11 protein-coding genes are annotated in these 12,033 nt (G+C 70.8%); 4 read left to right on the top strand and 7 right to left on the bottom strand.

Annotation, left to right across the window (positions count from 1 at the left end; genetic code table 11):
* The first annotated feature begins 229 nt into the window (after window positions 1-229).
* The 3 genes from HWX39_RS06630 (at window position 230) to HWX39_RS06620 (ending at window position 3,938) form a co-directional block, all read left to right on the top strand.
* On the top strand, window positions 230-1,813 hold the full coding sequence (locus HWX39_RS06630; protein ID WP_175966360.1) for a trypsin-like peptidase domain-containing protein: 1,584 nt from the start codon (window positions 230-232) through the stop codon (window positions 1,811-1,813).
* A gap of 226 nt (window positions 1,814-2,039) precedes the next feature.
* A complete protein-coding gene (locus HWX39_RS06625; protein WP_175966358.1) occupies window positions 2,040-3,251 on the top strand; it encodes an MFS transporter in 1,212 nt (403 codons plus the stop codon).
* Window positions 3,252-3,398: 147 nt separating this feature from the next.
* Window positions 3,399-3,938: a DUF4303 domain-containing protein gene (locus tag HWX39_RS06620; RefSeq protein ID WP_175966356.1), complete on the top strand. Its 540-nt coding sequence runs from the start codon at window positions 3,399-3,401 to the stop codon at window positions 3,936-3,938.
* A gap of 70 nt (window positions 3,939-4,008) precedes the next feature.
* On the opposite strand, the gene HWX39_RS06615 is transcribed toward HWX39_RS06620, so the two are convergent.
* From HWX39_RS06615 to cobA, 7 genes are all read right to left on the bottom strand, one after another.
* Complete coding sequence (locus tag HWX39_RS06615) at window positions 4,009-4,707, bottom strand: fumarylacetoacetate hydrolase family protein (protein WP_046548002.1); 699 nt, start codon at window positions 4,705-4,707, stop codon at window positions 4,009-4,011.
* Window positions 4,708-4,832: 125 nt separating this feature from the next.
* A complete protein-coding gene (locus HWX39_RS06610) occupies window positions 4,833-5,774 on the bottom strand; it encodes a helix-turn-helix transcriptional regulator (RefSeq protein ID WP_175966354.1) in 942 nt (313 codons plus the stop codon).
* Between the two features lie 119 nt (window positions 5,775-5,893).
* The gene (locus HWX39_RS06605) at window positions 5,894-6,679 is read right to left on the bottom strand and encodes a YkgJ family cysteine cluster protein (RefSeq protein ID WP_175966352.1); all 786 of its coding nucleotides are present in this window, start codon (window positions 6,677-6,679) and stop codon (window positions 5,894-5,896) included.
* Between the two features lie 10 nt (window positions 6,680-6,689).
* Window positions 6,690-7,337, bottom strand: coding sequence for a uracil-DNA glycosylase family protein (locus tag HWX39_RS06600; protein WP_175966350.1), 648 nt, complete (start codon window positions 7,335-7,337; stop codon window positions 6,690-6,692).
* A 122-nt stretch (window positions 7,338-7,459) separates the two neighbouring features.
* Window positions 7,460-8,512: a CmpA/NrtA family ABC transporter substrate-binding protein gene (locus HWX39_RS06595; protein WP_175966348.1), complete on the bottom strand. Its 1,053-nt coding sequence runs from the start codon at window positions 8,510-8,512 to the stop codon at window positions 7,460-7,462.
* Window positions 8,513-8,517: 5 nt separating this feature from the next.
* Window positions 8,518-9,114, bottom strand: coding sequence for an ANTAR domain-containing protein (locus HWX39_RS06590; RefSeq protein WP_175966346.1), 597 nt, complete (start codon window positions 9,112-9,114; stop codon window positions 8,518-8,520).
* Between the two features lie 153 nt (window positions 9,115-9,267).
* Complete coding sequence (gene cobA / locus HWX39_RS06585; protein WP_175966344.1) at window positions 9,268-10,038, bottom strand: uroporphyrinogen-III C-methyltransferase; 771 nt, start codon at window positions 10,036-10,038, stop codon at window positions 9,268-9,270.
* Window positions 10,039-10,701: 663 nt separating this feature from the next.
* On the opposite strand from cobA, the gene HWX39_RS06580 reads away from it, so the two are divergent.
* Window positions 10,702-12,030, top strand: a complete 1,329-nt coding sequence (locus HWX39_RS06580; protein WP_175966342.1) for an MFS transporter — start codon at window positions 10,702-10,704, stop codon at window positions 12,028-12,030.
* Window positions 12,031-12,033: the final 3 nt, after the last annotated feature.

Below are 12,033 nucleotides of genomic sequence, written 5' to 3'. Positions count from 1 at the left end.
TGATCGTCAAAAATGGTCGCGTGGTGGATGTGCGGATTGACGAATCGCGCACTTTGTTCACAACGAATGCCGTGGCGGCTTCACGCCTGCCGTGTCGCCCGGCATTCGGGTTTCGATTCGTATGTTCGAACAGGCCGCGTGGACTATAAATGGAGGCGTGTACCGGTGCTTGTCGGGTGCCTGCGCGTCTCGCGCATGTCGGCGCCGCGACGCCCGGGGGAGGTGCACCGTGGTTCGCCAGACGCTTGCTCGCGCCGTGCTTCGCACCGCGTTGATCGGGGGCGTGTTCGCCGGCTGTTTGCCGGCCTCGCCGGCCGCCCTCGCCGGAACGCTCTCGCCGCCCGTTACGCCCCACCCCATGAAGCAGCGCCCGGCCGCTGCGCCTTACGCGATGCCGGTCGATTTTCCGGCAATCGTCGACCGCTACGGACCGGCGGTCGTGACCATCATGACCACCGCACCCGACCAGCAGGCGAGCGGTCCGTCTTTCACGATCCTCGATCCCGACGATCCGCTCGCCGCGTTCTTCCGGCACGACGCACCGCCGCCCGCGCAGGGCCCGCAAGCGCAGGCGCAAGCGCAAGCGCCGGCACCCGACACGGCGCCACGTGCGGTATCGGGCAGCGGCTCGGGTTTCATCGTCAGCGCGGATGGCCTGGTGCTGACTTCGGCCCACGTAGTGGACGACGCGACCGACATGACGGTGCGGCTCACCGACCGCCGCGAATTCAAGGCGACCGTGCTGGCCGTCGATCCGCAAAGCGACGTCGCCGTGCTGCGCGTCAACGCGACGAAGCTGCCGTTCGTGCGCGTCGGCGATTCGTCGAAAGTGCGCGCGGGCGAACCGGTGATGACGATCGGTGCGCCGGACGGATCGGGCAACACGGTCACGGCCGGCATCGTCAGCGCGACATCGCACCGGCTGCCGGACGGCAGCGCGTTTCCGTTCTTCGAAACCGACATCGCGCCGAACCCCGACAACTCGGGCGGCCCCGTGTTCAATCGGGCGGGCGACGTGATCGGTATCGCCGTGCAGGTTTATACGGGCACCGACCGCTACGCGAGCACGACGTTCGCGATCCCGATCGCGTTTGCGGCAAAGGTGCGTGCGCAACTGCAGAAGCAGATGCAGGCTCAGGCGCAACCGTCCCAGGCGCCGGACGCGTCGTCCGGCAATGCGCTCGGCGTCGACGTGCAGGATGTCGGCATCGGGCTCGCCACGGCGTTCGGGCTGCCGCGTCCGGCGGGCGCGCTCGTCAACGGCGTCGCGCCCGGCTCGCCGGCTGCCGCGGCCGGCGTGCGGCCCGGCGACGTGATCGTGAAGCTGGGTGACAAGACGATCGGCCGCTCGGCCGAACTGAACGACCTGGCCGCCGCGCTGCCGCCCGGCCAGAAGGCGCCGCTGCGGCTGATCCGCAACCGCGCGCCGGTGATGCTGACGATCACGGGCGCCGACGAGGCGGCCGGCAATGCGGGCACGACCGTCGGCATGGCTGCGCCGAAGGAGGCCGCACGACCGGGGCCGGGAGCAGGGGCGGGCGACGGCGGCGATCGTCTCGGGCTGACGATGCACGCGCTGAGCGACGACGAGCGCCGTTCGACGGGTCTCGCGGTCGGGATGATGGTGGACGCGGTGCGCGGCCCGGCAGCCAAGGCCGGCATCCAGCCGGGCGATGTCGTGCTGGAGCTCAACGACACGCTGCTGGAGACGCCGGACGACATCCAGTCGCTCGAAGCGAGCGGCGGCAGCGTGATCGCGGTGCTGATCCAGCGCAACAACGCGCGCAAGTTCGTGTCGGTGCGCGCGCGTTAGGGCGTTGACGCGGTCGGTATCGTCCCCCTACCATCGTCCGATATCGCACGCAGTCAGCCAGTCAACCAGGAGCCATCCGGCATGCAGGCAGCCATCTTCATCGTAGTCGTCCACAGGCGCAGGGTCCGGTAGCGGCACCGCGCCGGCACCCATGCGCCCCCGACTCGTTCGGGGGCTTTTTTTTCGTTGCGCACGGCCGTGCGGCACGTGCGTGGAGGGCATCCGCTTGCAATCGAACCTGCCGATCGCTTCCGAACGGGCGTCGCCGCGACACGCGACGCTGATCCTGCTGTGCGCGTGCTCGGTGCTGCCGCTGAGCCTGTTCCTGCCGTCGCTGCCGGCCATCGCGCGCGACCTGCGCGCCGACTATGCGCTCGTCGCGCTGTCGCTCGGCGGTTATGCGGCCGTGGCCGCGTCGCTCGAGTTCGTGATGGGGCCGCTGTCGGACCGGTTCGGGCGGCGGCCGGTCGTGCTGGCGAGCGTCGGCGTGTTCGCGCTCGGCTCGCTCGGCTGCGCGATGGCGACCGATATTCGTGCGTTCCTCGCCTGTCGGCTGATGCAGGCGGCGATCACGTCGGTCTATCCGGTGTCGATGGCGACGATCCGGGATACCGGCGGCGGTGCCCGCGTGGCGAGCCGGATCGGCTATGCGGCGATGGCGGCCGCGTTCGCGCCGATGCTCGGCCCGACGCTCGGCGGCGCGATCGACCAGACGATGGGTTGGCGCGCGAGTTTCTGGCTGCTCGGCGCGGCCGGCGTCGCGCTGTTCGTCTGGTGTGCGTTCGATCTCGTCGAAACCCATGCGAACCGGTCGTCGAGCCTCGCGCAGCAGCTTCGCGCGTATCCGGCGCTGCTCCGTGCGCGCCGTTTCTGGGCCTATGCGCTCTGCATGGCGTTTTCGACCGGCTCGTTCTACGCGTTCCTGGCCGGTGCGCCGCTCGCCGCGCAAACGGTGTTCGGCATCGCGCCCGCGGAGATCGGCGTCTACATGGGCACCATCACGGCCGGCTTCGTGTGCGGCAGCTTCCTGGCCGCGCGTTACGCGCGCCGCTACGCGCTGGCCACGACGATCCTGTGCGGGCGCGTCGTCGCATGCGCGGGGCCGTTGATCGGCCTCGCGCTGATGTTCGGTGGCGCGACGCAGGCGATTGCATGGTTCGGGCCGTGCGTGCTGGTCGGCATCGGCAACGGGCTGACCAATCCCGGGGCGCATGCCGGCGCGGTGTCGGTGCGCCCGGAACTGGCAGGCAGCGCGTCGGGGCTGGCGGGCGCGATGACGATCGCCGGCGGCGCCACGCTTTCGTCGCTGACGGGGGCGGTGTTGACGGCCGGCAACGCGGGCTATGCGCCGCTCGTGATGATGCTGTTGTCGGCCGCGATCGCGCTGGCGGCGGCCGTCTGTGTGCGGGTGTTCGATGCGAGGGAGGCCGGGCGGTGAACGGGGGCGCGCGGAACCGGGCACAGCTGAGGGCACGCTACCGTGCCGCCGGCGATTGGCGGACAATCGACCGAATATCGGGAGACGACGCACCCGCCGCACGCCGAGCACGCGCCGACGCGCGAAGGGCGACTGGACGAGGACGTGATGAGCGACTTTTCTGATTTCCAGCGTGACATTGCCGATGCCGCGAGAGCGACATTCCGGGCGCTGCGGGCGCAGCACCCGGACGAGCATTTCTACGCGTTCGCGCTGTATACCGACAGCGGCGCGATGACCGTGGTGCCGGCGGCCAATTCGGTCGAGGGGCTGCGCCGGATCCGCGCGCAACAGGCGATCCCGGACGACGACCCGTGGTATGTGTGGGGCTTTTCCGAATGGGCGTACGCGGCGGCGGAAGCGTCGCCGTTCAATGCGATCTGCGGCAAGCTTGCCGATGACGTGCTGAGCCCGCAGTTTGTCCGGTCGAGATTCCCGGAATTTTCGCGGCAACTGCATGCCGAGATGATCGGGGCGTTGCGCCTGCTCGATCGCGAGGGCCTGTTCGGCACGGGCGACGAAAGGGCGGCGATCACGCTGTTCGTGTCGATCAGCGACGACGACGCTGCCGAAGCGCTGGAAAACGAATCGGCGAAGGTGCTGAATCCGCCGGCCGTCGCCGACGCTTTCCTGCGCCGCTACGACTGACCGACATCGGGATATCGCACGGCGGCCCCGGGCAGGTGGCCGCCGTGCGTGCCGCGTGACGGCCTACGGCTTACGGCTTCGCGCCCACGACGAATTCGAACGTCGCGACGCCGTCGACGCCGCCCGTGACGCGGTCACCGGGCTGCAGTGCGCCAACGCCGGCCGGCGTGCCGGTGAAGATCAGGTCGCCGGCCTTCAGCTCGACCGAGCGCGACACATAGGCGATGACGTCGGGCACGGCCCAGATCATGTCGGCCAGGTCGCCTTGCTGGCGCGTGTCGCCGTTCACCGCGAGCCAGATGCGGCCCGTCGCCGGGTGGCCGGTGGCCGATGCCGCGCGCAGCGCGGTCACGGGGCCCGATGCGTCGAAGCCCTTGGCCCAGTCCCACGGGCGGCTCAGCTTCTTCGCTTCGGCCTGCAGGTCGCGGCGCGTGAGGTCGACGCCGACGCCATAGCCCCATACGTGCGACAGCGCGTCGGCCGGGTCGATCGACCGGCCGTCCTTGCCGATCGCGACGACCAGCTCGATTTCATGATGGAGGTCGTTCGTCAGCGGCGGGTAGGCGACGGTGCCGCTGGCCGGGACGATCGCGTCGGCCGGCTTCGTGAAGAAGAACGGCGGTTCGCGGTCGGGATCGGCGCCCATTTCGCGCGCGTGGTCGGCGTAGTTGCGGCCGACGCAGAAGACGCGGCGCACCGGAAAGCGCGCGGACGACTGGTCGACTTCGACGGAAGGACGCTCGGCAGCGTCGATGACATAAGCGGACATCGGATGGCCTCGTTCGGTGGGAAGACGGATGCCGCGCCCGTGCGGCGCACGGGCCGGCATGCGTGCAACGATACCCGACGCCCGTGCGGCCGGATGCGACGCAACTGCGTTTTACCGGGACAAAACTACGCGTCGGTGGCCGCCGGTGCGCCGTCGCCGTCCGGCAGCGCGGCATTCGCGTCGCGGTACGCCTTCGGCGACACGCCGACCCGCGCGCGAAAGCGCCGCGCGAAATACCCTTCGTCGCGGAAACCGACCGAGCGTGCGATGTCCGCGATGCGCCGGCTCGTGTGGGCCAGCAGCGACTGCGCGAGCGCGATCCGGCGCTCGGTCACGAGATCGGTGAAGGTGCTGCCGGTTTCCTTGCGGACCAGGTGCGCGAGGTAGTTGGGCGACAGGAACGCGGCCTCGGCGGTCGCGGCGAGCGTCAGGTCCTCGCGGGTCAGGTTGGCGCGCACGTGCCGCAGCACGCGCGCGAGCGCGTCGCGCCGGCCCGCGCGCTGGGCGCCGCGCTGCGCGAGCTTGTCGAGCGCACCCGCGTACTGCGTGCAGACGAGCCCGATCAGCTGCAGCAGGTAGCCGCGCAGCAGCGTGGTCGAGCCGAATGTGCGCACGCGATCGGTGTCGAGCATGCACAGCGCGAGGCGGCGCGCTTCGTCGTACGTATCGCCGGTCAGGATGAAGTCGAGGTGTTCCTGGAAGCGGAACGGCGTCAGCTCGGGAAAGCGGTGCGCGGGCACGTCCTCGAGGTCGAGCGGGTCGACGTCGAGATCGGCGCGCAGGAATGCCTGGCTGAAGTTGATCACGATGAAGTGCGCGCCTTCCGGATGCGGGATCAGGTGCTCGCGGTGCGGCAGCACGAACGCGAGCGCGCCGCGCGGAAACGGCCGCGTGACGCCGCCGATCCGCTGCTCGGTGTCGCCGCCGAGATTGAACTGGATCTGGAAATACGCGTGCCGGTGCGGCTCGGTGATCGCCTGGCGCGACGCCTGGTCGCGGATGTAGAAGTCGAGCCGGTCGCTGCGTTCGGGCATCCCGTACAGGCGCGGCGGGGCGGTGGAGGGCATGAAGGATTCTGCTGGTCGTGACGCGGTTGAGCCGCGATGGTACAGCGAACCGGGCGCGACGGCGATCCGTGCTGCCGTGCGGCTTCGCCCGGTGTCGCTCTCGGCGTGCCGCGCCGCGATCATTCGTCCGGGCGGAAGCCGAGATAACCGGCGTGCGGGCTGCCGCTGCCTGCACGCTGGCTCGCCGCGCCGACCGACACGAGCGCATCCACCGTCGACGCGCGGTTCGACACCAGCGTCCACGCGATGGCGTCGTCGGCGCCGGCCGGGGCCGACTCCGCTGCGCGCAGCGCCGTCAACGCGGCGAGCAGCGTGGCGGCCGGCGGCGCGTGGACCGCGAACCCTTCGTTGGCCACGGCCGCCGTATCGATCCCCAGCACCGTGCACAACCGCGCCCGCAGCGGCGTCTCGGCTTCGCTCGCCGCGCGCGAGCGCGCGATGCTCTCCCGCGTGGCCGCGTCGACGATCGTGCCGCCGCGGACGAACGGCGCCTGCTGCCACGCGTCGGGCGTGCATTGCTTGCCGGCCGGCACCAGCGGCACGAACGGATTCACTTCGGCCGGATAGATCCGGCACACGAGCGGGCGCTCGTCGTAGATCGCGCAGCGCAGGTCGTCGAGCAGGTTCGGGCACGGCCCGGCATGCGTCGCGGTGAGCATGACCGTGACGCGGACGGGCAGCGAGCCGCTGAGCGCCGCGGTCGAGCGCACGCGCTTGTATTCGGCGAACGCGTTGTCGGGCTCGGGTTCGACGAGCCACGGCATCGCGTCGCACAGCAGCTCCACGTGGCCGCCGCGCTGCAGCCACGCGGTGGCCTCGTCGATCGTCAGCGGAATGCGCAGGTCGTGGCAGCATCCGCCGCAGCCGTTGCAGGCAAAGTCGAGGTTGGTGGGGGTGTCGTTCATTCTGGATTCGCTACGGATAACGGGGAGGTCGCGAAGCGTCGCGACAGGGGGCGGTTGCATCGACGGCGACCAGCGGCGCGACCCGGCGCCGCAGCTCGGGCACGACCTCGGCGTCGAACCACGGGTGGTGCTTGAACCACGCCTGGTTGCGCGGCGACGGATGCGGCAGCGGCAACACGTCGGGGCCGTAGTCGCGCCACGCGTGGATGGTGTCGGTCAGCGTGGCCTTGCGCGTATCGCGCAGGAAATGTCGCTGCGCGTACTGGCCGACCAGCAGCGTGAGCCGGATCGACGGCAGCTCGGCGAGCAACCGGTCGATCCACAGTGGCGCGCATTCGGGGCGTGGCGGGTTGTCGCCGCTTGCGCCGCGGCCCGGGTAACAGAAACCCATCGGCACGATCGCGAAGCGCCTCTCGTCGTAGAACGTGCCGGCGTCGACGTCGAGCCAGCCGCGCAGCCGCTGCCCGCTTGCGTCGTCCCACGGGATGCCGCTCGCATGGACGCGCGCGCCCGGCGCCTGCCCGACGATCAGGATGCGCGCGTCGCGATGGGCACGCACGACGGGGCGCGGGCCGAGCGGCAGCCCGGCTTCGCAGGCACGGCACGCGCGAATTTCGGTGAGCAGCACGTCGAGCGGCGCGCGCGTGGGTTTCGGCATCGAATCAGGTCGGGGACGGAGTGGTCATGCGGCGTCACCCGGGAGCCGCGTGCCGGGCGCCGGCAGGCGGCCCGGACAGGCGTGGCGCGGGAGCGCGCGCCGCCTGCATCACGCGGCGCGCATCACGCCTGCGGCAGGCCCGGTGCGCCGCTTTCGGCGACGGCAGCATCATACAACGCGGTTTGCGCGATCGCCCGGGCGATCCCCGCGTCGTCGTGCGAACCGTCGAGCATGCCCCAGCGCCGGTATTGGGACAGGAACCACGCGCCTTCGCGCGGATCGGGGCGGTTCACGGCGCCGCCGTCGTGAAAGCGGATCGGCAGCGGCGGCACGGCGAACGGCCCTGATCCGTAGTCGCCGAGCAGGCGCGGCGCGATCAGCCGGGCCGGGACGCCGAGCGCATCGGGCGACGCGAGCCAGTCGGCCGCCTCGCGACGGTGCGCGGCGCTGTCGAGCCTTGCGCAGGCATCGACGAGCGTGCGGATCAGCGCGCGGGCAGTGGCCGGGTACAGCGCGACGAAGTCGCGCCGGGTCGCGAGCACCTTCTCCGGATGATCGGGCCAGATCTCGCTCGTGACGGCAACGGTTCGCCCCGCGCCGCAGGCCTCGGCCACGGCATGCCACGGCTCGCCGGCGCAGAAGCCGTCGAGTTCGCCGCTGGCGAGCGCAGCCACCATCTCGGGCGGCGGGATCACGACGCTGCGCACGTCGCGCAGCGGATCGATGCCGTGCGACGCGAGCCAGTGATTCAGCCACATCGCGTGCGTGCCGGTCGGAAACGTCTGCGCGAGGAGCGGCTTGCGGCCGAGCGTCGCAAACGCGTCGCGCACGCTGCCGCTGTGGCGATACGCGTCGGCGAGGCCGCGCGACAACGAGATCGCCTGGCCATTGCGATTCAGCACCATCAGCGCGGCCATGTCGGCCTGCGGGCCGCCGATCCCGAGCTGCAGCCCGCAGACGAGCCCGTACAGCGCATGGGCGGCGTCGAGCTCGCCGCTCAGCAGCTTGTCGCGGACGGCGGCCCACGACGGCTGGCGGCTGAGTTCGAGCGTGAGGCCGTGTCGCGCGCCGAGGTTCAGGCGGTGCGCGACGATCAGCGGGGCTGCGTCGCTCAGCGCGACGAACCCGAGGCGAAGATGCGCGCGTTCCGGCGCGACGGGGGAGGAGGTATCCATGGTGGTCATGACTCGGGTGACGCATCGAGCAGTTGCCGCGCGACGTCGACGATGCGCAGGCCCTGATCCATCGCACGCTTGCGCAGCGTCGCGTACGCGTCGTGTTCGGACAGCCTGCGCTGGTCCATCAGCAGGCGCTTCGCGCGGTCGATCAGCTTGCGCTCCGCGAGTTCGCGCTCGACGTCGGCGAGCCGGCGGCGCAGCGCGTCGTCATGCGAGAAACGGGCGAGCGCGACTTCGAGAATCGGTGCGAGGCGCTCGGCCGACAGCCCTTCGACGAGATACGCGCTGACGCCTGCGCCGACCGCCGCGCGGATCAGCGACTGGTTGGCATCGTGGCTGAACATCAGCACGGGGCGCGGCGCGGTGGCATGCATCACGGCAAGCTGCTCGAGCGTGTCGCGCGACGGTGAATCGGTGTCGATGATCACGACGTCCGGACGCTGCTCCTCGACGGCGGCCGGCAGGCGCGCGGGCGTCGCGACGTCGTTCAGCATCTCGTAGCCGAGGTGCGCAAGCGCATCGCCGAGCTCGCCGATCGGCTTGTCGGTATCGGTGACGAGCAGCACGCGCAGGCGGGCGGAAGAAGCGGACGCACTCATGACGCGACCGGCGGCGAAATCGCGGCGCGATGCGCGGTGCGGGGGCAACGGCCCCGTGCAGACATCGTGTCGGCGCCGCGCACGGCAGCCCGGCGGCCGGCGCCGTTGTCTTCGTGATAGGTGGGCGGCCGGTGCCGCGTGGTGTCGCGCATGCTACGCGGCCCGGGACAAGGCCGCCTCGATCGCGGCGCCCGCGTCCGGCACGTGCTGCACGGCCGCTTCGTCGATCGCGCCGCCGACGAGGATCACCGCCGGGCTGCCGAGCCGGGCTTCGTCGATGCCGCGCGCGAGACCGCCGAGCGTGCCGGTCCAGCGGCGTTCGTCGGGCGTGCCCGCCCATTGCACGGCCGCGGCCGGGGTCGATGGCGGCAGCACGGCGAGCAGGCCGGTGGCAATGCCGTCGACGCGGCTCATTCCCATGTAGATCGCGAGCGTGGTACCGGTCGCCGCGAGCTGCGACCAGTCGGGTTGGCCGTGGTCCTGACGGTGCGCGGTGACGAACGTGACGCCCTGGCAATGCTCGCGGTGCGTGAGCGAGATACCGAGGCCCGCGGCGGCCGCGAATCCCGACGAGATGCCGTTGACGATCTCGACCGGAATCGCGGCGGCGCGCAGGGTCGCGAGTTCTTCCCCGGCGCGGCCGAACAGCAGGGCATCGCCGCCTTTCACGCGCACCACGTGCGCGCCGCGCAGCGCGTAGCGGCACATCAGCTTCTCGATGAATGCCTGCGGCGTGGAGCGGCAGCCGCCGCGTTTGCCGACGCGGATCACGCGTGCCTGCGGGGCGAGTTCGACGATGCCGGGCGCGACGAGATCGTCGAGCAGCAGCACGTCGGCAGCCGCCAGTGCCTTCACGGCCTTCAGCGTGAGGAGATCGGGATCGCCGGGGCCGGCGCCCAGCAGCGTGACTTTGCCTGTCGTCATGTCGTGTTCCTGCGCCGCCTGCATCCGGCGGTCGAGTGGGTGTCGTTGCGGGCGGCGGCGGGCGGTCGAAATGCACCGGTATCCAGCCGTGCCGCGCACGGGAAGGACGCCGTTGTCCTGATCGGCCCGCCTGAATGACGGGCAGGGTTTGCGGGGACTGCCCACCGGCGCCGTTGCCGGTGTCATGCATCGGATGCAGCAATATCCGGGCCAATCGGCATGACACGTCACGCCGGCGCGGCGGGAACGGCGCGCACCGCGCCGCGCGATGGCGCCGTTCATGCAGGCGGCCGCCGCGCGCGGGCAGCCGCAACGCCGCATCGGCGTGCATCGTGCGCCGTCTGCGCGCACCGCGATATCGCACGACGACAGTGCTGCAGCGCACCACATCCGTGCGTCGCTGCATCACGGCGTGTCGCGTGTCGCGTGGCGTCGTGTGTCGCAAGACACCCGGCACGCCTTGCGCGGCGGGGCTGCGGGCCCGATTCGCGACGACATGGCACGGCGTTTGCATCACGGGGCTCGGGCGAATCAAAGGCGATTCGTCCGGCAGTACCGATTACAGACGCGCCCGGCAACGGGCTTCATGGGCAACGGCGTCCTACGCATCGGGTCTCGACGAGACCGGGTGCGCAGGACGCCGTTTTTCGTTTGGCGGATGACATGACCGACAAAGCTACCCGTATCGATCTCTTCAGCCTCCGCACCGCGCCGATGCGCGCGTTCCACCTGACGTGGATGGCGTTCTTCGTGTGCTTCTTCGCGTGGTTCGCGTGCGCGCCGCTGATGCCGCTGATCGCACGCGAATTCCATCTGACGGCGGCACAGGTCGCCAACATCAACATCGCCGCGGTGGCCGCGACGATCGCCGTGCGGCTGCTGGTCGGCCCGCTGTGCGACCGCTTCGGCCCGCGCCGCGTGTACGTCGGCCTGCTGCTGCTCGGCGCGATCCCCGTGTTCGCGGTGTCGTTTACGCACGACTACCTGTCGTTCCTGATCTGCCGGCTCGGTATCGGCGCGATCGGCGCGGGCTTCGTGATCACGCAGTACCACACGTCGGTGATGTTCGCGCCGAACGTGGTCGGCACCGCGAACGCGACGACGGCCGGCTGGGGCAATGCCGGCGCGGGCGCGACGCAGGCGCTGATGCCGCTGCTCGTCGCCGCCGGCCTGATGCTCGGCTTCAGCGAGGATTCGTCGTGGCGCATCGCGCTGGTCGTGCCGGGCGTCGCGATGCTCGTGATGGCCTGGGCCTACTGGCGCTTCACGCAGGATTGCCCGCAAGGCGACTTCGTCGCGCTGCGCAAGGAAGGCGTGACGGTCGACAGCGGCAAGAAAGGCGGCTGGGCGAGCTTCGTCGCCGCGTGCGGCAACTATCGCGTGTGGATGCTGTTCGTCACGTATGGCGCGTGCTTCGGCGTCGAGGTGTTCATCCACAACATCGCCGCGCTGTACTACGTCGATCACTTCAGCCTGTCGCTGAAGGACGCGGGCCTCGCGGCCGGCATGTTCGGGCTGCTCGCGCTGTTCGCCCGCGCGCTCGGCGGCTGGCTGTCCGACAGGATCGCCGCGCGCCGCAGCCTCGACGTGCGCGCGGCGCTGCTGTGCGCGCTGATCGTCGGCGAAGGGCTCGGGCTGATCTGGTTCTCGCATGCGCAAAGCGTCGGCATCGCACTCGTCGCGATGCTGAGCTTCGGCCTGTTCACGCACATGGCCTGCGGCGCGACCTACGCGCTGGTGCCGTTCATCGACCGCAAGGCGCTCGGCGGCGTCGCGGGGATCGTCGGCGCGGGCGGCAACGTCGGCGCGGTCGCCGCGGCCTTCCTGCTGAAGGGTGTCGGCGACGTGCAGCACACGCTGAGCCTGCTCGGGCTCGCCGTCACCGCGACCGCGCTGTGCGCGATGGCCGTGCGCTTCACCGAAGAACACAAGGCTCGCGAGGCCGAGCTGCGCGACCGCGCGCTGGCCGCCGCCGCGAACGCCGCCAATTGATCG

Source organism: Burkholderia sp. BCC0322, assembly GCF_902833045.1.
Lineage (GTDB): Bacteria > Pseudomonadota > Gammaproteobacteria > Burkholderiales > Burkholderiaceae > Burkholderia.
Note: the sequence above shows the minus strand (reverse complement) of the source record. Positions and strands in the feature narration are given on the sequence as shown.